The organism is Acetobacter sp. DmW_125128, from assembly GCF_008704325.1.
Taxonomy (GTDB): Bacteria; Pseudomonadota; Alphaproteobacteria; order Acetobacterales; family Acetobacteraceae; genus Acetobacter; species Acetobacter oryzifermentans.
Map to the genome: position 1 here is coordinate 140,440 of NZ_VHOP01000012.1, position 21,339 is coordinate 161,778.

Annotated in this window: 15 protein-coding genes; 5 read left to right on the forward strand and 10 right to left on the reverse strand. The window is 56.0% G+C overall.

Annotated features, from left to right (window positions below; genetic code table 11):
- Nucleotides 1-16: 16 nt before the first annotated feature.
- From FKW19_RS05520 to FKW19_RS05535, 4 genes are read right to left on the reverse strand one after another with little or no spacing between them, the layout of a single operon-like run.
- Nucleotides 17-2,161, reverse strand: a complete 2,145-nt coding sequence (locus FKW19_RS05520; RefSeq protein ID WP_089178845.1) for a hypothetical protein — start codon at nt 2,159-2,161, stop codon at nt 17-19.
- Nucleotides 2,158-4,953: a DUF4159 domain-containing protein gene (locus FKW19_RS05525; RefSeq protein ID WP_089178846.1), complete on the reverse strand. Its 2,796-nt coding sequence runs from the start codon at nt 4,951-4,953 to the stop codon at nt 2,158-2,160. The genes FKW19_RS05520 and FKW19_RS05525 overlap by 4 nt, the downstream gene beginning before the upstream one ends.
- The gene (locus FKW19_RS05530; protein ID WP_089178847.1) at nt 4,950-5,933 is read right to left on the reverse strand and encodes a DUF58 domain-containing protein; all 984 of its coding nucleotides are present in this window, start codon (nt 5,931-5,933) and stop codon (nt 4,950-4,952) included. Before FKW19_RS05530 ends, FKW19_RS05525 begins: the two co-directional genes overlap by 4 nt.
- Before the next feature lie 5 nt (nt 5,934-5,938).
- Complete coding sequence (locus tag FKW19_RS05535) at nt 5,939-6,976, reverse strand: MoxR family ATPase (RefSeq protein ID WP_089178848.1); 1,038 nt, start codon at nt 6,974-6,976, stop codon at nt 5,939-5,941.
- 82 nt (nt 6,977-7,058) lie between these two features.
- Here FKW19_RS05535 and FKW19_RS05540 point away from each other — a divergent pair, with 82 nt between their 5' ends.
- From FKW19_RS05540 to FKW19_RS05560, 5 genes are all read left to right on the forward strand, one after another.
- Nucleotides 7,059-7,664, forward strand: a complete 606-nt coding sequence (locus tag FKW19_RS05540) for a DUF1285 domain-containing protein (protein ID WP_035351577.1) — start codon at nt 7,059-7,061, stop codon at nt 7,662-7,664.
- Nucleotides 7,661-8,854, forward strand: coding sequence for a CCA tRNA nucleotidyltransferase (locus FKW19_RS05545; protein ID WP_089178849.1), 1,194 nt, complete (start codon nt 7,661-7,663; stop codon nt 8,852-8,854). The genes FKW19_RS05540 and FKW19_RS05545 overlap by 4 nt, the downstream gene beginning before the upstream one ends.
- 56 nt (nt 8,855-8,910) lie before the next feature.
- The gene (locus FKW19_RS05550; protein WP_006116016.1) at nt 8,911-10,704 is read left to right on the forward strand and encodes an ABC transporter ATP-binding protein; all 1,794 of its coding nucleotides are present in this window, start codon (nt 8,911-8,913) and stop codon (nt 10,702-10,704) included.
- A 173-nt stretch (nt 10,705-10,877) separates the two neighbouring features.
- Nucleotides 10,878-12,077, forward strand: a complete 1,200-nt coding sequence (locus FKW19_RS05555; protein ID WP_089178850.1) for an HlyD family secretion protein — start codon at nt 10,878-10,880, stop codon at nt 12,075-12,077.
- Nucleotides 12,074-13,651, forward strand: coding sequence for a DHA2 family efflux MFS transporter permease subunit (locus FKW19_RS05560; RefSeq protein ID WP_063353877.1), 1,578 nt, complete (start codon nt 12,074-12,076; stop codon nt 13,649-13,651). The genes FKW19_RS05555 and FKW19_RS05560 overlap by 4 nt, the downstream gene beginning before the upstream one ends.
- 80 nt (nt 13,652-13,731) lie before the next feature.
- Here FKW19_RS05560 and FKW19_RS05565 read toward each other — a convergent pair whose 3' ends face one another.
- The 6 genes from FKW19_RS05565 to FKW19_RS05590 form a co-directional block, all read right to left on the reverse strand.
- Nucleotides 13,732-14,244: an RNA pyrophosphohydrolase gene (locus FKW19_RS05565; RefSeq protein ID WP_006116013.1), complete on the reverse strand. Its 513-nt coding sequence runs from the start codon at nt 14,242-14,244 to the stop codon at nt 13,732-13,734.
- Nucleotides 14,241-15,332, reverse strand: coding sequence for a divergent polysaccharide deacetylase family protein (locus FKW19_RS05570; RefSeq protein ID WP_035351571.1), 1,092 nt, complete (start codon nt 15,330-15,332; stop codon nt 14,241-14,243). The genes FKW19_RS05565 and FKW19_RS05570 overlap by 4 nt, the downstream gene beginning before the upstream one ends.
- A 20-nt stretch (nt 15,333-15,352) precedes the next feature.
- Nucleotides 15,353-16,798, reverse strand: coding sequence for a S41 family peptidase (locus FKW19_RS05575; RefSeq protein ID WP_035351569.1), 1,446 nt, complete (start codon nt 16,796-16,798; stop codon nt 15,353-15,355).
- 178 nt (nt 16,799-16,976) lie between these two features.
- The gene (locus FKW19_RS05580; RefSeq protein WP_089178851.1) at nt 16,977-18,443 is read right to left on the reverse strand and encodes a murein hydrolase activator EnvC; all 1,467 of its coding nucleotides are present in this window, start codon (nt 18,441-18,443) and stop codon (nt 16,977-16,979) included.
- Complete coding sequence (gene gpmI, locus FKW19_RS05585) at nt 18,444-19,982, reverse strand: 2,3-bisphosphoglycerate-independent phosphoglycerate mutase (protein WP_089178852.1); 1,539 nt, start codon at nt 19,980-19,982, stop codon at nt 18,444-18,446.
- A 159-nt stretch (nt 19,983-20,141) separates the two neighbouring features.
- Nucleotides 20,142-21,338: a threonine ammonia-lyase gene (locus FKW19_RS05590; RefSeq protein ID WP_035351562.1), complete on the reverse strand. Its 1,197-nt coding sequence runs from the start codon at nt 21,336-21,338 to the stop codon at nt 20,142-20,144.
- Between the last annotated feature and the right edge of the window lies 1 nt (nt 21,339).

Sequence of the window (21,339 nt, forward strand, 5' to 3'; positions counted from 1 at the left end):
TCTTTCCCTGCTGTTATCAATTCCGGCCTTCACGCCACCATCCTGCAAAAAGGAAGGCGAGGGATACCAGCAGCATGCTCCATGTTGGCAATAAGGGTTCTGCGCTTTTGCCCGTTACAATATGCGCGCCACGTTGCGGGAAGGCCAGCCAATTTGCGCCGTGCAGGGTGGAGGATTCTGCCATCCGAATGGTGGGTATGGCCAAATGCCCGGGCGTACCCAGCCAGAACACACCACCGCCAGACTGCTGCACAATAGGTGCCAGCTTGGTGGCTGTGGCCCGTAAATCCGTCATTTCACGGATATCGCTTTGCACTGGGGCTGCATAGGCGGTGTGGGTGCCATCTGTTACCTGCCAGATTCCTGCTTCATTGGCGGGCATGGTTGCTGTCTGGCTGCCATCCTGTGGGGCAGCATGCAGGTGCAGGGATGTTTGCGTGCCCGAAGGCGCCGTGATGGTGACACCGGGCAGAGTGGCTTCGGTGCTGATACTGTGGCGCGTTACGGTTAACACGTTGTCTGTAATGCTGGCAGCCAGTTGTTCTTCTTCCAGCTCTGGCTCTTTCATCAGCCAATGGGAAATCCGGCGCAGCAATTCCGCCTGCGGTCCGCCACCACCTTCACCGCGAGACCAAAGCCAGATCTGGTCAGAAAGCAGGAGGGCCACACGGCCCTGATCCACCCGGTCTAGAACCAGCAGAGGGGCGGCATCTGGTCCGCTCATCAGCACTTCACCATGTGTGCTGTCTGGTTTGAGGGCGCGGTACCAAGGCCCCCATGCGCCTGCAACGGTTGTGGTGCTATCTGGCACGTTGGCATCGGGCGCACCAGAAAGAGCTGCTGTAACAGGGTGTTGGCGGCCTTGCGCAGTTAACCGAGGGCGGAACTGGCGCTCAACCATGCCTGTTTCTGGCGGCACATGCGCGGGCAGCACATCACCTACAGGGGTTTCCTGTAATGATCCGGGGCCTACAAATTCCGGCCCAGCGGTTAGCAACAATCCACCACCACGGCGCACAAAGTTGGCAATGTTTTCCAGGTAGCTGTGGGGCAGAATGCTGCGGTTTTCAAAACCATCCAGAATGATCAGGTCAAACTGGTTGATCTTGTCCTGAAACAGTTCCTTTACGGGAAAAGCAATGAGCGCCAGATCAGATAGCGGCGTGCCATCATCTTTTTCTGGTGGACGCAGAATGGTGAAGTGGATCAGATCCACTGCCGGGTCTGCTTTCAGCAACCGGCGCCAGACACGCTCCCCTTGGTTGGGGGTGCCGGAAATCAGCAAAACCCGCAGCCTGTCCCGAATACCCATAATATGGGTGATGTTTTGATTATTCAGTTGTGAGATTTCCCCCGACAGAGGGGAAACCGAAAGGCTGATAAGCATCTGCCCCGGCCGTGTAACAGGGATGCTGATATCTTGCGGCATGCCTGTAACAACAGGGATGACCACAGGCTCTTCCCCATTCACGCGTAAGGTAAGTTCCGCTGGTGTGCCAGTATGCGTGCCGGGGCCGGAATCTTCGGCCAATACGCGTAAATGTGCGGGTTGTCCGGCAATGGCGTAGGGCGGTGCTTCTAGTATCTGGAGCTTGCGGTCTGTTTCCTCACCTTTGGCGGTCAGCAACACATGCAGGGGTAGGGGAGTTTGTTCTCCCGCAGTAGTGTGCGGGCGCAGGCGATCTGGCAGGCTGGCCGGAATATCAGCAACCTGACCATCTGTAACCATCATGGCGCCAGCAAGCTGATCGGGCGGAATATCTGCTGCGGCCTGATCCAGGGCTTCAAACAGGCGGGTGCCGTCATGCCCGTTCTGCCGTACTGTAACGGTACGAATATTCAGCCCCTCCACCTGCATATGGGCCAATGCATCTGCCGCCTGCCGGGCAATAGCTGCCCGTTGTCCGATAGACATGGAAGGAGATTGATCTACCAGCATAAGGGCGGTTTGGGGCAGGCTATGCCAGCTTTCACGCAGATGCTGCGGGCCCGCCAGCCAGAACAGAAGCGAGGCAAGAGCAGCCAGGCGCAGCAAGGCCCCGCGTGCGCCGTTATACAGGCTCCACGCACAAAGTATCAGGCCCCCAATGCCCAGCAGAGCCAGCAGCCATAAAGGCAGAAGTGGCGCAAAACCAATGGATTGCATTAAATTGTTTATCATGGCCGGTCTTCCAGCCGTTTCAGCAGCATGGGCACGTGCACTTGGTCTGCCTTATAACTGCCGGTAAGCGCGTAAATGACAATATTTAGCCCAAAGCGATAAGCCAGTAACCGCTGCTCTGCGCCACCAGGAATAACCGCAAAGGGCGTATTGCCAGATGGATCAACCGCCCAAGCGTGTGCCCAGTCTGCCGAGCCGATAATAATGGGGCTGACTTCATCATTTCCGGCATCGCCTTCTCGCGCCACCCAGATGGGCTGGCCAGCGTAACGGCCCGGAAAGTCATGCAGCAGGTAAAAAGTATGCGCCAGTAGGTGGTGGTCATTCATGGTTACGAGGGGCGGCACTGTTAGCCCTGTTGTAGCGCGGCGCAGGGCGGCGCGCGTGCCCGGAGCATCTCCGGCAAAGCTGGCATCATCTGTGGTGCCGTCTGGCGTGTCCTGTCCTTGGGTATCAATGAGCAAAATGCCACCATGCGCCATAAAACGGTTGAGTGCGGCTATCATGGCGGGAGAGGTATGGGCATCTGGCGTAATCGGCCAGTATAGCAATGGATAGTAGGCCAGATCATCCGTTTCGGGGTGCACGCCATCAGGGTGGCCCAGCACGGCAGATGTGCGGGCATTCGTAAAATCCGCCAAACCCTGAAGCCCTTGGCGGGAGGCTTCATCTACATCTTCATGCCCGGTCAACACGTAGGCCAGACGTGTTTCAAGTGCTGCTCCGGGCACGGAGGGTAAAGTTTGTTGTGCAGGAACCGGCGGTTGTGTATCTGCTGCATGGGCCGGAGCGGCCATGCCGAACAGCAGCCCGCCTATAACCAATGCAGCCGTATGAGCGCGGTTGGTAACCAAAAGCCCTTTGCGCATCAGCATAACCACAGCGCCATCAAGCAACAGCAGAACAATGGCTGCCAGAAGGCAGAAGCGCCCCAGTGGCACATCCGGCTGTTGTCCTGCCGGATCTGTAATAAGACCCACGGCGCTTTCAGGGTGCAGCGTGGCAACGTGGTCCGCTGCATTTAAGGCGCGGCGGCCAGAACCGGGGCCATACAGGCCCGGAGGGTGCGCGGGGGAAACATCCGTGCTGGCAAAGGCAGAAGCTTTTAGGCCGCGCGCATAAGGTGGCGGAGGGCCAGCAATACCTGCACCATCCAGCGTAAGGGCTGGTTGCAATATGGCATCATCCGCTGGCACACTTACGCCGTTTGCGTGGTCTGTCAGCCTTTGCAGCATGGAGACAAACAACCCGGAAAGCGGCAGGTTAGACCAATCTGTTGTGCTGCTGACATGGAACAGCACAATTTCACCTTTGCCCAGCGCGGCATGTGTAACCAGCGGCGTGCCATCTGCCAGCCGTGCCCATGTATGCTCAGTAAGTGTGGCGGAGGGGCGTGCCAGAACCTGCCGAGAGACTGTGACATCATGAGGAGGCACTAAACCAGCGAATGGGGAGGTGGCATCAAACTTGGCAAGTTTTTGCGGGGTGCCCCATGTCATGGAGCCGCCGAGTTGGCGTGCACCATCCAGCAAAGCGACGGGAAGCAGATCTGGCATGGTCTGCTGGGTATTGTCGTTCTCGGTGGTTTCAGTCGCATCATCATGCTGGGCACCGGCAAGGGCTGGTCCTGCAAAGCGGATGAGTGTGCCGCCATTTTTAACCCATTCACGCACTTTTTCTCGTGTTTCCGGGTCTGCCAATGTGCCATCAGGCGCAATTAAAACAGAAAGCGGGCGGCTTAAAAGCGCCAATGGCGTGCCTTCATGCAATTCGGCAGAAGGGGCAAGAGCGCGGCGCAAATAGAACAAAGACCCCACTAAAGGTGTATCCGCCCCGCCGGAAGCCAGAAGCCCTACCGGATGCAGGCGGCTGCTTTCATCCATTAGCACTGTGGTGGCAGCGCTAGCTGTGCCTGCAAGCGTAAGCGTATCTATGCGGTTGCGCACGGCGGCAGGCAAGTTCACAGCAATATTGGCGTGGCCAGATTGTGCGGGCAGGGTTACGGGCACAACGGCCAGCGTGCCCCCATCTTGCGTATGCGCAATAACATTAAAACTACGTGGAGCCGCAGCAGGCATCGCCACCAGCCGTGCCATGACGTTATTGCCTTTATCGACCACCGGAGCCAGAGCCACAGCGTTTTGATGCGGAAAGCGCACTTCCCGCACGCGCCCCAAACGTTGCAGGGTGTGCGTAAACGCGCCATCGCCGGAGGTGGCAACACCATCCGCCAGATACAGAATACTGCCAAATGTTTGTGCCGCTAGATGTTCTAGTGTGTGGGCGGCAGCTAAGCGATCTACTTGCCAAGGTTCTGGGCGCAACGCGTTCAGGTGTTGCCGCACTTGAGCAACTGGCAAGGGGGCGAGGCTTTCTGCCACAGATGTTTCGGCTTCCGGCGCGGTGGTAAGCAACAGCACGGGGCGTTTGGCGCGTTCGGCATCATCTAGAAAATTCTGGGCAGCGGCCAAACGTTCGTTCCAGTCTGCGGCGCTGAACATGCCGTTATCTATAATAAGCAACACCGGGCCAGATCCTTGCTGGGCGGCATTGTGTCCCGGTAGCACTGGCCGGGCCAGGCCAAGAACCAACAAAGCAACAGCGAGCAGACGCAGGAGCAGCAACCACAGCGGAGAGCGTGCAGCCTCGGTCTGGCGTGGTTTCAGGCTGGCCAACAGTTTTACAGGCGGAAACACCTGTTGGCGTGGGCGCGGGGGTATTGCACGCACAAGCCACCACACCAACGGCAGCGTAAGCAGGCCCAGCAGGGCAAGGGGAGCCAGAAAAATCATACCCGGCGGCCCATCAAATTATGCAGGGCCAGCAAGGTGGGCGTGGCTGGAGTATCGGTAACATGGCAAATATAATCATGCCCAAGGCTTGTAGCCATTTGCTCAATCTGGCTGCTACGTGCAGATGCCAGATGGGTGTAATCTGCACGCAATGTTTGCACATGGGGCAGCTCAATGGGCGGTTCCTGCTCCAGCCCCGTAAACTCAATGCGCCCTTCATAGGGCAGGGAAAGCTCTGCCGGATCTGCGATATGGAGAATATGCGCACGCACGCCCCGCGCTGCACATTGATGAAGCAGGCCGCGCAGGGCCTCTGTTTCACACAGCAGATCACTGGTCAGCAGTAAATGTGCATGGCGCGGCAGCGCGACAGCGGCAGGCAGCGTATTTTTTTGCGGCGAGGAAGCCTGAAACACCAAAGCCAATGCCAGACGCTCCAGAAGGCTGCCTCCAGAGGGTAGATGCACCATACCGGATGAAGAAAGCAGCCGAATGCGCTCTCCCCCACGAGCAAGAGCGGCGGCCACTGCCAGCGTGAGCAGAATGGCGCTTTCCAGTTTGGTGGGCATGTTGGTGCGGGAATGCCAGTTCATGGAGCCAGAAAGATCACACCACAACAGAATGGTTTGCGCGCTTTCGGCTTCTGTTTCGCGCACATAAGCATGGGTGCTGCGGGCGGACTGTCGCCAGTCTATATGCGCAGCGGGCTCTCCCGGCTGGGCTGGGCGATATTGCCAGAAGGTATCTCCCCACCCCGCGCGATGTTGTGGGTGCTGCCCGGCCGCCAGTGTGGCGGCGGTGCGATTGGCCTGCACAATTAAATCGGACATGCGTGCCGCCAAGGCCTGTGCTTGTTGAGTAAGCGTGGCAGGTTGCCCGATGGCAGCAGAACTATCTGCCAGCGCGGCAAAATGCGGAGCCTGTGTGGTGCCAGCCTTATTGCGGCGGAATGCGGCGGTAAGAAAGGAGGGGCCGCGCAATGGCTTTAACCCAGTTGTTGCAGAAGGCGAGAGATTACATCCTGAATTTGCACACCTTCAGCACGGGCGGCAAAAGTAAGCGCCATACGGTGGGCCAGAACAGGCTGGGCCAATGCCGCAACATCATCCAGGCTGGGGGAAAGTCTGCCATCCAGCAAGGCGCATGCGCGGGTGGCCAGCATAAGCGTTTGTGCGGCCCGCGGGCCGGGGCCCCAAGCAATTTGTTTACGCAAGGTGGCATCCTGCGTGGTTTCTGGCCGGGCGTTGCGCACCAGGTTGAGAATGGCATCCAGCACTTTTTCACCTACCGGAATACGGCGCACCAGTGCCTGTGCTTCCAGCAGGCTTGCGGCATCCATAAGGGTTTGGGGCTGTTCTGTTTGTGCGCCGGTGGTGGCCAGCAGCATCTGCCGTTCCGCTGCTTCATCAGGGAAGGAGAGTGGAATTTGCAGCATAAAGCGGTCAAGCTGCGCTTCTGGCAGCGGGTAAGTGCCTTCCTGCTCCATAGGGTTCTGGGTGGCCAGAACATGAAAAGGGCGTGGCAAAGGGTATTCTGTTCCGGCTACGCTTACGCGGTGTTCCTGCATGGCTTGCAGCAGAGCGGACTGTGTACGGGGGCTGGCGCGGTTGATTTCATCTGCCATCAGCAACTGGCAGAATACCGGGCCGGGCACAAAGCGGAAGCTGCGGTGGCCAGAGGCATCTTCATCCAGAATTTCACTGCCCGTAATATCGGAGGGCATAAGGTCTGGCGTAAACTGCACGCGGCGCGAATCAAGCCCCAGCACTGTTCCCAAAGTTGTGACCAGCAATGTTTTGCCTAAACCGGGCGCCCCCACCAAAAGCGCGTGGCCACCAGCAAGAATGGTGGCAAGCGTTTGGCGGATAACCTGTTTTTGGCCAAAAACAATGCGAGAGGTTTCCTGCTGCACGGCTTGCAGCCGTTCGCAGATACGGTCTGCCTCCCGCACTTCGGGAGGAGAGGAGGGCTGTTGCGCGGGCTGCGATGCGTCTGATGCGGTCATGGTTCCAGTGTGAAGCACATACGGGGCTTACATCAAGCGGGGTATCATCCCTATATCATCAGGATGACGGTATGGACACGTATTACAGGATGATAGGCCAGTGAAAGGCGAACACGCAGTGAGTGGCGATAGTCTTGCCTGTTCGGGGCATCAGGAAAGCCCGGAAAGAAAAAGGCATGACTTGGGATACCTGCCTTTTCTGGTGCGGCGCGATGGCGTGTGGCTTTATAGGGGCACGCCCATAAAACGTAAGGCCATGCTGTGCATGTTTGGCTCCATGCTCACACGGGATGAAAAAGGGGCATACCTGCTACGCTCTCCTTTTGAGACCGGGTATATTGAAGTGGAAGACGTGCCTTTTCTGGCGGTAGAGCTGGATTGGACAGGCTGCGGCAGAATGCAGCGTCTGTGTTTTCGCACCAATATGGATGAAGTGGTGGTGGCTGGGCCAGAGCACCCGATTCGGACAGATTGGAACATGCCGCCAGAAGCGTGCCCGGAGAGTTGCCCACCCTATATCCGCTTGCGAGAGGGGGATGATAGGCGCTTTCCGTTAGAAGCGCGTCTGTCTCGCCCAGTGTGGTACGAGCTGGCGGCTTTGGCAGAACCAGGCATGTGCCAAGGTATTCCCTGCATGGGCGTGTGGAGCTGCGGGTGCTTTTTTCCGCTTGCCAGGCAATCATCCGGCACAGATTGCGACGCATGACCCGCACTTTATTGCACCGGCTGGCTCCTGCGCGTTTGCATGCGCTGGAGCAGATATGGACCGTGCTGCCTGAAGCACGGCTTGTTGGCGGTGTGGTGCGTGATTTGATGGTGGGGCGCGCCATTGCAGATGTTGATCTGGCAGTGCCGCAACCGCCCGAAGAGGTTATGCAAGGCCTGAAGGCGCAGGGCATTACAGTTGTGCCTACTGGGTTGGCGCATGGCACGGTGACAGCGGTTATCGATTCCGAGCCCTATGAAATCACCACCCTACGGCGCGATGTGGAAACAGATGGACGGCACGCCGTGGTGTGCTGGACAGACAACTGGCAGGAAGATGCCGCGCGCCGAGATTTTACAATCAACGCCATGTCCTGTGACAGCACAGGTGCTGTGCATGATTATTTTGGCGGCCAGCAAGATCTGGCAGAAGGAACTGTGCGTTTTGTAGGCGATGCCACGCTGCGGATACAGGAAGATGCGCTGCGTATTCTGCGGTTTTTTCGCTTTTGGGGGCGCTATGGGCAGGGGCGGGCAGATGCACAGGCCATGCAGGCCATTACTGCGCAGGCGGCGTTGCTGAACGGCCTGTCTGTTGAGCGGGTATGGTCTGAACTTAAACGTATTCTGGCTGGGCCGAAGGCGCAGGATGTTGTGTATTTGATGCAGCAGGCCGGTATTCTGCCTGTTCTGTTGCCAGAAGGTGCAAATGTGCCTTTGTTTGCACAGTTGATGGCGTTTAACCCGCCAGCAGATGCACTGCTGCGGCTTGCTGCTTTGGTGCCGAATAAAAGCGCAGATATGGCACGCCGCCTCAAATTTTCTCGCGTTGAAGCCGCACGTCTCAAAGTCATGCAGGCTGAACCGGTGCCTTTGCCCGAGATGTCCGATGCGCAATTACGCCATTTATTGGCAGATACTCCGCCAGATGTTCTGGCTGCACGCAGTTGGCTGCATCAGGCACGGTATGCTGATGTCTTGGGCGAAGAACTGCGGCAACGTTTAGCGCAGCTTGAAATCCCTGTGTTTCCGATAGCAGGGCGAGATTTGCTAGAGGCAGGCTGCCAGCCGGGGCCGCACGTTGGGCAGGTGCTGAAAGATGTGCGCAACTGGTGGCAACAAGGCGGTTGCAGCGCAGATAAACAGGCTTGTCTGGCCTATGCGTTAGAGCTGGCGAAAGCGTTGCCATAATAAAACCATGCGTCAGCCTCTTACGCGAAAGGGGGGGAGGCTGTTAGAGAAGACGCATGACGTCACAAGCATCTGCTTCCTCTACCCGTTCGTCCCGTTCTTCCCGCGATTTATTGCCGGATGATACCCGCGTGCTTCTGAGGCGGTTATGGCGGCAGCAGGTGCGCCATTTTCCCGGTAACCTTACGGCTGTTGTGCTGCTTACGGTATTAACAGCCGGGCTTACTGCATTGTACCCGCTGGTTATTCAGCGTGCGCTGGATATGTTTTCCAGCCATGATTCCCGCATTCTGTATCAGGTGCCGCTGTTGGTGGTGCTGATTACGGTTGCCAAATCCATTTCTCAATACGCGCAAACGCTGGCGTCTCAGGGGTTGGTGCTTAAGGTTATTCGTGGTCTGCAAAGCGAGATGTTTGCGCATCTGATGCAGGCGGATATTACCGATGTAGAGCGTGAAGCTCCGGCCAAACTGGCAGCACGTTTTACCACGGATGCCGTTTCTATCCGTGAAGCCATGATCCGCGCAGTAAACTCGCTGGGGGATGTTGTGACTGTGGTGGGGCTGATTGCCTCCATGTTTTACATGGATTGGGAACTCAGCCTGATAGCCGGTCTGCTTTACCCCATTGCCGCAGTGCCTATTCAAAAGCTGGGCAAACGCGTGCGGCGCGCTTCTGGCGGTATGCAGGAACGGATTGGGGAAACCGCTGCTTTTCTAACAGAAAGCTTTAGTCAGGCTCGTACTGTGCGCGTGTATCGGCTTGAACAGCGCGAGGAAGAACGCGCGGCCATTTCCTTCGATCATCTGCATCAGGCCATGCTGCGTATTACGCGCGGTCGTGCACGTGTTGACCCCTTGTTAGAAGCGCTAGGTGGTTCTGCCGTGGCTGCGGTATTAGGTTTTGCAGGGTGGCGGGCCGCTATGGGCGGGGCCACATTGGGGGATTTTTCCGGCTTTGTGGCGGCTTTGTTGCTGGCAGCACGCCCCTTACGTGCATTAGGGGCCTTGAACGCCGCTTTGCAGGAAGGGTTGGCCGGACTTGTACGTATTTTTGAAATTATTGATGAAAAACCCGCCGTGGCAGATAGCCCCAATGCTGTGCTTCTTGGTGCCGGGCAGGGTGATCTGGTTTTTAAAGATGTCGGCTTTGTTTACCCAGATGGTCGCGTTGGTCTTTCCGGCCTTAATTTTGAGGCCAAGCCGGGCTTTACCGTAGCGCTGGTGGGGCCATCTGGTGCAGGTAAGTCCACAGCGCTTTCCCTCGTGCCGCGGCTGCATGATGTCACATCGGGCTGTATTTTACTGGATGGGCAAGATCTGCGGGATCTCACACTGGCCAGCTTGCGAGATGCCATCGCTTATGTCAGCCAAGATCCGCTGCTGTTTGACCTTTCTGTGCGCGACAACATTCTGATAGGCCGCCCCACCGCCACGGAAGAAGAGGTTCAGGCAGCGGCCAAGGCAGCCGCAGCCGAAAAGTTTATTCTGGCCTTGCCCGCAGGGTATGAAACCATAGTGGGGCCGGGTGGGCAGCGTCTTTCTGGCGGCCAGAGGCAGCGTGTGGCCTTGGCGCGCGCTCTACTGCGCAACCCACGCCTTCTGTTGCTGGACGAAGCGACAAGCGCGCTGGATAGTGAGAACGAAGCCGCAGTGCAGGACGCTTTGGTGACCCTGCGTAAAGGGCGTACAACGCTTGTGGTGGCGCATCGTCTTTCCACCGTACGGTCGGCAGATCTGGTGGTGGTCATGCAGGAAGGCCATGCTGTGGAATGCGGAAACCATGATGAACTCATGGCGCAAAACGGTCTATATGCGCGGCTGGTTAGAACACAGGGGTTGGAACGTTAAGGCCAGCGCAGCAGATTGGACGTGGCAAACTGCGTCTTTTTTACAGCAAAACATTAAAAACCCAGGTTGCATGTGTGCTGAATGCCATGTGCGACTTGAATGCCTGCTTGTGAACATGCCACAAAACTGACCGACCAGTTCGGTCAGAGATGAATTGACCGAAAAAGCAGGGTATGCGCCGTGCGTTTGAGATGGCAGGGAACAGTATGACAGACGACCACAACGACCAGTCTTCCGCAAATACCGGCGCACCAGCCAAGCCAGAAGAAAAGAAAAAAGAGAATCCTCGCCGCAAGATTATTCTCACTGGTGTTATTGCCGTGCTGGCTGTGGGGGCCGGTGTTTACTGGTTTATGACTCGCAATGAAGTTGAAACCGATGATGCTTTTACCGCCGGGCGCGCCATTACCATTGCGCCGCATGTTAGCGGGTATGTGACAGAACTGCTGGTGAACGATAACCAGTTTGTACGCAAAGGGCAGCTTCTGGCGCGTATAGACCCGCGAGACTGGAAAGCCGCGCGAGATCAGGCTGCTGCACAGGTTGAAAGCGCGCAGGCATCTAAGAACGCCAGTGACATGATGCACATGGTGGCTATGCTGGAGTTTCCCGGTAAGCTGTTGCAGGCAAAAGGCCAGCTAGAAGCCGCCAAGGCTCAGGAATTTAAGGCACAAACAGATTTCCGCCGCCAGCATGTGGTGGAACGTGCAGCAACTTCGCAGCAGGATATAGATTCAGCCCGTGCTGCGTTGGATGCTGCCAAGGCTCGTGTGATAGCCGCACAGGGTGCCGTGCAGATGGCCATGCCTGTGCAACCCAATATTCAGAACACCGCTATCCAGATCAATCAGGAAGAGGCCGCAGTTAAAACCGCACAGGCCCGGCTGGAAACGGCAAACCTGAATCTGGAATGGACAGAAATTCGTGCCCCGCATGATGGCTGGATTTCCCAACGTAATCTGGAACAGGGCAACTATGTGCAGCAGGGGCAGAATATACTGTCCATTGTGGAGCCGGAAGTATGGGTAGTGGCCAACTACAAGGAAACCCAGATTACCCGTATGAAGCCCGGCCAGAAGGTGGATATCAAGGTAGATGCCTATCCATCCCTTAAGGTGCATGGGCATATTGATTCACTGCAAAAAGGCACAGGCGCGCAGTTCAGTGCCTTTCCGCCAGAAAACGCAACTGGCAACTACGTAAAAATTGTGCAGCGCGTGCCAGTTAAAATCCTGATTGATGATGGGCTGGACCCCAACCAGCCGTTGGCACTTGGTATGTCCGTGGTGCCCACCGTGCATGTTGATACAGAAGGGCACTCTGATGCGCCGCCGCGTGATGGGGCAGAACCAGCAACCCCGGTTGCGCAATGAGCACACAGGCCGAAGTAGCCCCCGGCGGGTGGAAGCCGAAGCATAATCCGTGGACAGTCGCCTTTGTTGTGACCATGGCGGCGTTCATGGAAATTCTGGATACAACCATTGTGAACGTCTCCCTGCCACATATCGCAGGGAGCCTGTCCAGCACGTATGATGACGCTACATGGACATTGACCGCCTATCTGGTGGCCAACGGGATTGTGCTGACAATTTCCGGTTGGCTGGGTAAGGTTTTTGGCCGTAAAAACTACTTTCTTATCTGCATTGTTATGTTCACCGTATCGTCGTTTTTGTGCGGTACGGCCACCAGCCTTGCAGAGCTGGTTGTTTTTCGTCTGTTACAGGGCTTTTTTGGCGGAGGGCTCCAGCCTAATCAGCAGTCCATTATTTTGGATAGTTTTCCGCCCGAAAAACGTGCCGCAGCGTTTGGCCTTACCGCCATTGCAGCCGTTGTGGGGCCGGTTATTGGCCCAACGCTGGGTGGGTGGATTACCGATAACTTCTCTTGGCGCTGGATTTTCTTCATCAACGTGCCATTCGGGTTTTTAACAACCGTTGGCGTTATGGCGTTGGTGGAAGATCCACCATGGGCGCGCAAACAAAAAGCCCCAGTGGATGCTATTGGTATCAGCCTGATTACCATTGGGTTTGCCAGCCTTGAAGTGATGGTAGACCGTGGTGAAGATGCAGACTGGTTTGGCTCCACCTTCATCCGCATTATGGGTGTGCTGGCGTTTTTGGGCATTGGTGGCGCTGTTTTGTGGCTGTTGCACGCCAAAAACCCGGCAGTGGATTTGCGCGTGTTCAAGGATCGTAATTTTGCGGTGGGCACAGCACTTATGGGGGCAATGGGGGCGCTGCTTTATGCATCCGCTATTATTGTTCCGCAGTTTGCCCAGCAGGTTATGGGGTACACGGCCACTATTTCCGGTTTGCTGCTTTCTCCGGGGGGGATTGCCGTTATCTTCCTGATCCCCATAGTGGGTAAGCTTATGACGCTCATGCCTGTGCGGAATGTGATTGCGCTTGGTTTTGGGCTTATGGGCATTGCTCTGTTTTGGTCAGCCCATTTGCTGCCATTGCTGGACTTCCATCATCTCATGCTGTTCCGCATGAGCCAGACGGCCTGTTTGGCTTTTCTGTTTGTGCCGCTTTCCACTATTGCGTATTCCACCATTCCGGAAAAACTGAATGCAGATGCTTCGGCATTATTCAGTATGGCGCGTAACGTGTTGGGGTCTTTGGCTATTTCTGGTGCCACGGCACTGCTTACAGAGCGGCGGCAGGCGCATCAGTCCTACATGGTGCAGTGGATGACGCCCTACCATCAGCCGTATAATGATTATCTGGCGCAGGCCAAGGGTGTTGCCACAGCCCACGGATACGCCCCCGGCGCGGCACAGGCCATTGCACAGCACACCCTGTTTCAGGAATTCACCCGGCAGGTGGCTATGTTGTCTTATAATGAAGTGTTCATGATCTTGGGTATAGGTTCGTTTCTTTGTGTGCCGTTCTGCTTCCTGTTTTCTGCCATTACAGGCAGTGGCAAGACGACTGGCGCACACTAAAAAGCGCAGAAAAAAGCCAATACAAAAAAGCTCCCTGACTATAGGCGGTCAGGGAGCTTTTTTGTATTGCGCGTTATTTTTTATGAGCGCGGTTTTGTAAACTGTGCGAAATCCTGCACCAAGCGTTCATAAATTGGTTTTTTAAACCCCACATTCTGCTGGGGTAGGGTGGCAAGATCTATCCATTGCCATGCGTCAAATTCCGCAGGGGTTTGGGCATCTAGCCGGATATCGGCATCTGTGCCTTCAAAAGCCAGAGCAAACCATTTTTGGGTCTGCCCCCGATACTTGCCACCCAATGCGCGCCCTATAAGGTGCTGGGGCAGATCATACGTAATCCATTCAGGATGTTCGGCCAAAATACGCACTTTGTCTGTGCCAATTTCTTCTGCCACTTCGCGCAGCACAGCTTTTTCTGGTGCTTCTCCGGTATCAATACCACCTTGAGGGCATTGCCATGTGCCTTCATTCAAGGGGCCGCCAGCGCCGGGCATATCCGTACGCCGAGCAATAAAAACGCGCCCATCAGCATGAAAAATCATGGCCCCAACATTAGGGCGATACGGAAGGGGCGTGGCGCTTGCATCTCTCATTGTTGCGGTTGGCCTTGCTGCTGCACCCGTGGGTTGGAGAGGTTGACATGCATGCTGCCATCTGCGGCGGCAGGGCCATAGGCGGACATATCCGGCGGTAGAACAATCTGGCTAACTGGGACCAAGGCAATGCCCATATCTTTCAGGTGTGGTAACCATGCGCGCAGGCAGGCCATGGCCACTGGCCGTAATGGCCCCAGAATGCCAATAGCGCGCCCATTCTGCCGTGCCATTTGCTGAAGCTTCAGCAACTGGATATCAATATTTACAATATCGGTATCCGTGTTCACCACAACATCAGCGGTAGCAGCGCTACTGGCGCCTTCGGTTTGTGTGCCCGGTGTAGCATCCAGATAAAGCAGGCCGCGCTGATCTATGGCTTTTACCAAAGATTTAAAGCTTTCAGATTGCGGGAAGCTACCGCCATTTTGCCCTGCAAAGGCATTGGTAACCCCCACATATCCCGCCAGATGAGAAAGCGCCCAGTTCAGATTATCCATGTTTTGTTGGGGGGAAAGTAGCAGCCCAAGCGCTTTGGGCCCGGCATCTGTATTCTTGCTGGCGTTATCCTGAATGGGGAGAGAAAGCAGCGTTTCATGCCGATGTTGGCGTGCTGCGTTCATCAGTTCTTCAGGGTTGGCGGCATAGGGTGAAATACCCAGAGAAACCGGACCGGGCAGGGAGTTTATGGCTTCTGTTGTCAGATCATCTGTCTGATCTATGCCATCAATCAGCAAAGCCACCATGGGGGTGCCGGGCGGCACATCCACAGCAGGTGCGGCATAAACCTTTTTAGGTGTGCGATCATGTGCACCCACTTTGGGAAGCGGAAAGCCCCCCGGGCCATTCTTGCTTTCTAGTAGATCAGCTTGCGGGCCGGGAATGGTGGTACGCTGGATGGGGGAGGATTGTTTGGCAGCGGAATCTGCCGAAACATCAATATCCTGCCCCTCAATGGAAAGGCCGGGCGGCCCCATAACCTCCAACCCTATGGCCAGCGCCACGGCGGCTGTAGCGCACCCGCCCCAAAAGCGAATAAAGGTGCGCCCGTTAGAGGGCAGTTGCTGCCAGAGCGATGGAGTGTGCATGGCCTTTCCCTTTCGCGCCCTTAGTGGTGCGTTGCACTATCCGTTTTAGCGGGTTGCTTGGCAGGCGGCAGAGATGCAGCCGGATCTGGAGAAGGCAGGCCAGCCATAAAGCGCACAATACGCAGGCCTTCCTGAAGCTGGAAGTCTGTTGCAGGCTTATCGTATTCAAACTCCGGCCAGTTTGCCGGTGGTTCGTTTGGAATATCCTTGGCAATGGCTGGCAGATCCGTGCGCGGCTGTGCCTTGGTCTGGTTGCCGCCCTGATTTTTCAGAATATGCTCCAGATCAGCTTCGCGCAGGCTGAAGGCCGGATCTTCCCGCGTTTCCTTCACCACAATATCCGGTGTGATGCCCAGTGCCTGAATAGAACGGCCAGAAGGCGTATAGTAACGCGCAGTGGTTAGGCGTACGGCACCATTACCCGGAATGGGGATAATAGACTGCACAGAGCCCTTACCAAAGGAGCGCGTGCCAATCAGCACTGCACGGTGATGATCCTGCAATGCGCCAGAAACAATTTCGGAAGCCGAGGCGGAGCCACCGTTAATCAGCACGACCAGAGGTAGGCCATCTGTAATGTCGGTGCCGTGCGCATCCCAACGCTGGCTGTCTTTGGGGTTGCGCGAGCGGGTGGAAACAATCTCACCCGAACGGATGAAGTTGGAAGAAACATCCACAGCCTGATCCAGCAGGCCACCCGGATCGTTCCGCAGATCCAGCACCAGCCCGGCCAGCTTACCGCCAGCCTGCTGCTTGAGGCTGTTATAAGCTTTCAGCAGCTCTTTTTCCGTGGTTTCGTTAAACTGTGCTACGCGGATGTAACCTACCCGATCATACAGTGCAGATTTCACAACATCGATGTGAATCACTTCACGCGTTAGCGTTACCACAATGGGTTTAGGTGTTTTTTCGCGCACCAGTGTCAGGGTAATTTTAGTGTTGGCCTTGCCGCGCATTTTCTTCACGGCTTCATCTAGCGGGGTGCCGTCAATCGGGTGGCCATCTACGGCAATAATGTAATCACCCGGCTTGATACCAGCCCTAAAGCCCGGCGTGCCATCAATAGGGGAAACAACGCGGATATGCCCATCCTGCTGCTGAAGTTCCAGACCAAGGCCGCCAAATTCGCCCTTCATCTGTACCATCATGTCATCATACTGTTTTTGCGTCATGTAGGAGCTGTGCGGGTCTAGCCCGCTCAGCATACCGTTTAGCGCATTGGTAATCAGATCACGGTCTGAAACAGGTTCCACATACTGTTGGCGGATCATGTCCATAACCGTGCCAAACAGCGTTAGCAGTCGGTATGTTTCAGCGTGGTTTGTGGTGGGCGTGGCATCTGGCGCCGTGGCAGCCTGCGCAGGGGCTGCAACAAGGGCGGAGCCAGAAAAATGGCCCGGATGAAAAGCCAGGGCAAGGCCGGTTAAGGCAGTGGCGCCGAACATCAGACCTGTGCGGAACTTCATGCGATCGTCTCTCCTGTCGCAGGGCTGTATGTGGCCCGTGCGTGTTCTTCCTGTCTTTTCAGCCAGCACAATAGGGGTGCGGCCAAGGTTTTACGCGCATAACCAGATGTTCTGGCGCTGGTTGGGCAGAGTAACCTTTGTGATCCTGCTTGGCAAAGAGCCAGCGTGTTTTCTGCCATTACAGAAAAGGAGCGGGATTGATGGTTTTCTGCCCATGGCGCAACTGAATGAACAGCGTGCCAGAGCCTCCGGAACTGCTCATCTGTCCTATAGGTGCGCCCTTTGTCAAACTCTGGCCCATATCTACGGCCAGTCCGCTTAGGCCCGCCATGATAAAGCGGTAATGGCGGCCGCAATTCAGAATAAGCATTTGCCCATAAGTGCGGAAAGGGGCTGCAAAATCTACCGTGCCAGCACAGGGGGCGCGCACACTGGCACCGGGGGGCGTGCGGTATGTCATGCCTGTGGCGGGGCCAGATTCGGTAGCAGAGCCCCAGGTAGAAATAAGTGTGCCTGCAACGGGCCGCAGGCCAGATCCAGCAGAAGGATGCTCTGTAAGCCCCGGCCCTTGTGTTTTTACCATAGCGGCCATTTTACGGCGTGCAGCTTCAGCCCGCGCGGCCTCATGCGCGCGTTCTGCGGCAGCTATTTCTTTTTGCAGGGCAGATTCGGCCTGTGCCTGTAGGGCATCCAGTTTAGAAACAGCATCTTGCAAACTGGCAGCCCGCTGTGTTGCAGTTTGCAGTTGATGGTTGGTGTTTATGGCAGTGGCAGACGCCTGCTTCTGGGCTTCTCGCGCAAGGGCGGCCTGTTGGCGCACGGTATCGCGCTGGTGGCTTTGGGCTTGTTCAAGCTGGTTCAGTTCAGCCAGCTTGTTTGTTAGCGTGGCGTTGAGTGCCGTCAGCCGGGTTTGACGGGCGCGCATGCCTTTGGCTTCCTGCTCCATTTGGCGGGAAAGCCCGCGCAAAACCAAAAAGCCGGTAATGGCATCACCCTGCGGCATGGGCGCAGCCAGTAAAGTATCAGACGGATAAAGAGAAAGACGTTCTGCCAAGGGAAGGATAGGGGCAAGCGCGTGGGCATCTTGCACTAAGGCGGCTTGAAGCGAAGCCTGCTCTTTTTTTACATCTGAGATCTGATCTTGCAGATCAGAAAGCTGCTGTTCTGTGCTTTGAAGTTGCGATGTGGCGCTCACTGTTGCAGCAGAAAGCGCAAGTGCGCGGTTTTTGGCTTCTGCCGCTGCAGCCTGCGCAGCCTCATTCTGGCTACGGGATTGTGCAACAGCAGCGGCTTGCCGGGCTTTTTCCTGCTCCATGGCCTCGTGCTGCGCATGGGCTGCGTTGACGGCAGCCTGAGCTTCTCGCACAGAACGATCCGACATCACGGAAGGTTCTGCGGCCTTTTTGCTTTTGCGCGTATGTGTGCTGCGGGGCTTGCTTTCCCGCACAGAGGTTTTGGCCGCAGTTTGCGTGGAATGATGTGCTGTTGCTATTTTTTTATGATGTGTGGTTGCAGCCTGCAAAGGCATTGCCGGATAGCCCACCAGCAAAGCAGGTGCTGCAACCAGAACCGCCGTATATCCGGCCAGTTTCCCCCAATGGAAAGACGGGCAGATAGAAGAAGAAAAAGGCCGGATACGTTTCATTCAGCGTTCAAGCAGGGAAAAGCCTGTCATTTCCGCAGGTTTGGGTAAGTTGAGGAGAGCCAGTAGCGTGGGGGCAATATCTGCCAGCCTGCCACCATCACGCAGGGCAGATGCGCCCGAGCCATAGGCAATAAAGGGCACAAGGTTAAGTGTGTGTGATGTATGCGGCCCGCCGGTTTTGGGGTCTTTCATGGTTTCGCAGTTACCATGATCTGCCGTTACCAGCAGCGCACCATGTTGTTCTGCTATAGCCTGTGCAATACGGCCCAAGCCGGTATCTACGGCTTCTACCGCTTTTACGGCAGCATCCAGCTTGCCCGTGTGGCCGACCATGTCCGGGTTGGCAAAGTTGAGAACAAGCAAATCATATTCACCACTTTTAATGGCGGCTACGGCTTTGTCTGTTAATTCCGGGGCGGACATTTCGGGTTGAAGATCATAGGTGGCTACTTTGGGGGATGGCACCAGAATACGATCTTCCCCTTCAAACAGTGTTTCGCGTCCACCGTTCATGAAGTAGGTGACATGCGGATATTTTTCCGTTTCCGCCATGCGCATCTGTTTAAGGCCAGCGCGGGAGACAACCTCGCCCAACAGGTTTGTCAGTTCCTCTGGCGGGAACAGAATGGACATGCGTTTGGAAAGCGTATCGCTGTAATGTGTCATGGCCACAGCGGCAGCAAACTGCACAACCTTGCCACGTGCAAAGCCGTTGAAATCAGGCTCCAGCAAGGCATCCATCAGTTGGCGGATACGGTCTGCACGGAAGTTGAAGGAGAGAATGCCATCTCCATCCTTCATGCCGGTGTAGCCTTCCAACACGGTGGGGACAATAAATTCATCTGAAATATCGGCCTGATAGGCGTTGTTCACCGTATCTTCTGGTGTTGCAGCCGTTGGGCCTCCTGCGCTTACAATAGCGTTGTAGGCTTTTTCCACCCGGTCCCATCGTTTGTCACGATCCATGGCGTAGTAGCGACCAGAAATAGTGGCGAGCGTTGTGGAAGAAGGCAGATCAGCCCGTAGTTTTTTCAAAAACTCCAGCGCAGAGCGCGGGGCGGTATCGCGCCCATCGGTAAACAGGTGAAATGCCACCGGCACGCCAGCTTGCGCAACAATGTGTGCAAGAGCTGCGGCATGATCCTGATGAGAATGTACGCCACCGGGAGAAACAAGGCCCATCAGGTGGCAGGTGCCACCGGTTTTTTTTAGCGTGGCAATAAAGTTTTCTATCACCGGGTTGCGGGCAAGGCTACCATCCCGAATGGCGGTGAAAATGCGCGGCAGTTCCTGCATGACCACACGGCCAGCCCCAATATTTAAATGACCAACTTCGGAGTTGCCCATTTGCCCTTCAGGCAAGCCCACATCTTCGCCACTGGTGCGTACAAAGTTGTGCGGGTTGTTCTGCCACAGCTTGTCAAAATTGGGGGTGCGGGCAATTTGTACCGCGTTGTCTGATTGATCCTCTCGCCATCCAAACCCATCAAGGATGACAAGCATAACTGGTCTCTTTTGTGGATGGGATGTGGAAGTCATAGGTTTAAACCTTTTTATGTTTTTGTTTATGCGTGAATAATGCCACCAAATTGCATGAAGACAAAGAGGGCAAGTGCAGCAGGTGCGCGCATGCCCAAACACAAAGGGCAGCCCCCATACAGAAGCTGCCCTTGTAAAAGCCTTAACGCCTAAAAGTTTTCAGGCGCGGCGCACAATGTAAGATTTACCCAGTTCCTGCGTGATAAGGGCAGCGTGTTCCGGGTCTCGCGCTTCTATCATCACTTCCAACTGAGCAGCCTGCACGGAAGGGGCAGCAAACAGGCGCTGGTGCGAAACTTCGATAATATTGCCGCCAGCCTCCCCAATGCTTTTGGAAATATCGGCCAGAACGCCCGGGCGGTCTGGAATTTCCATAATCAGGCGCAAAATGCGGCCATCACGCAGCATGGCGCGCAGCAGCGTGTTGGCCAGAATACGGCTATCAATGTTTCCGCCAGAAATAGGTAGGGCAACTTTTTTACCGCGGAACATATCCGGGTAAGTCAGCAGGGCGGCAAGCCCAGCAGCACCTGCGCCTTCACTTACCTGTTTGGCGCCCTCAGCCAGCAGGGTAATGGCGTTTTCAATAGCAGATTCAGAAACAACCAGAACCTGATCAACCAGCTTGCGGATAACCTCATCCGTTTGGCGGCCAATTTGCAGAACGGCAATACCTTCTGCAATGGTGGCGCCACCATTAGGGCGCGTGGCCGGGCCGGGGAAAGCACACAGAGAATCATACTTTTCCACCTGTACGCCAATCAGCTTAATATCCGGGCGCATGGCGCGGGCTGCCACGGCACAGCCAGAAAGCAAGCCACCACCACCAATTGGCACTACCAGCGCATCCAGCGGCCCGGCGTCTTGAAAAAGTTCCAGCGCACAGGTGCCTTGGCCCGCCATAACTGCGGGATCATCATACGGATGGATAAAGGTGCGGCCTTCACGCGCTTGCAGGTCTTCTGCAAACATCAGGGCTTCTGCAAAGCTTTCGCCTTCCAGAATAACACGTGCCCCCCAATTGCGGGTGCGCACCACTTTGCCTGCCGGTGTAAACTTGGGCATGACAATAACGGCATCAATACCCAGCAGGCTGGCATGGCGCGCCACGCCCTGCGCATGGTTGCCAGCAGATACGGCAATGACACCACGGCTGCGTTCTTCGGGGGAAAGCAGTGCCAGCTTGTTGGCGGCACCACGTTCCTTGAACGACCCAACAGCCTGAAGATTTTCAAGCTTAAGGGTAATATCAGCCCCAGTTGCCTTGGAAAGCGCGTGGGAAGCAATGGTGGGCGTACGGATCACATTGCCGCGGATACGATCTGCCGCGACTGTGACATCCTGAAACGTGATCATA

Bases quoted from the DNA above. Each gene is read 5' to 3' on its own strand.
- FKW19_RS05520 (WP_089178845.1), bottom strand. From the start codon at position 2,161: ATGATAAACAATTTAATGCAATCCATTGGTTTTGCGCCACTTCTGCCT.
- FKW19_RS05525 (WP_089178846.1), bottom strand. From the start codon at position 4,953: ATGATTTTTCTGGCTCCCCTTGCCCTGCTGGGCCTGCTTACGCTGCCG.
- FKW19_RS05545 (WP_089178849.1), top strand. From the start codon at position 7,661: ATGACCCGCACTTTATTGCACCGGCTGGCTCCTGCGCGTTTGCATGCG.
- FKW19_RS05550 (WP_006116016.1), top strand. From the start codon at position 8,911: ATGACGTCACAAGCATCTGCTTCCTCTACCCGTTCGTCCCGTTCTTCC.
- FKW19_RS05555 (WP_089178850.1), top strand. From the start codon at position 10,878: ATGCGCCGTGCGTTTGAGATGGCAGGGAACAGTATGACAGACGACCAC.
- FKW19_RS05560 (WP_063353877.1), top strand. From the start codon at position 12,074: ATGAGCACACAGGCCGAAGTAGCCCCCGGCGGGTGGAAGCCGAAGCAT.
- FKW19_RS05565 (WP_006116013.1), bottom strand. From the start codon at position 14,244: ATGAGAGATGCAAGCGCCACGCCCCTTCCGTATCGCCCTAATGTTGGG.
- FKW19_RS05570 (WP_035351571.1), bottom strand. From the start codon at position 15,332: ATGCACACTCCATCGCTCTGGCAGCAACTGCCCTCTAACGGGCGCACC.
- FKW19_RS05575 (WP_035351569.1), bottom strand. From the start codon at position 16,798: ATGAAGTTCCGCACAGGTCTGATGTTCGGCGCCACTGCCTTAACCGGC.
- FKW19_RS05580 (WP_089178851.1), bottom strand. From the start codon at position 18,443: ATGAAACGTATCCGGCCTTTTTCTTCTTCTATCTGCCCGTCTTTCCAT.
- gpmI (WP_089178852.1), bottom strand. From the start codon at position 19,982: ATGACTTCCACATCCCATCCACAAAAGAGACCAGTTATGCTTGTCATC.
- FKW19_RS05590 (WP_035351562.1), bottom strand. From the start codon at position 21,338: ATGATCACGTTTCAGGATGTCACAGTCGCGGCAGATCGTATCCGCGGC.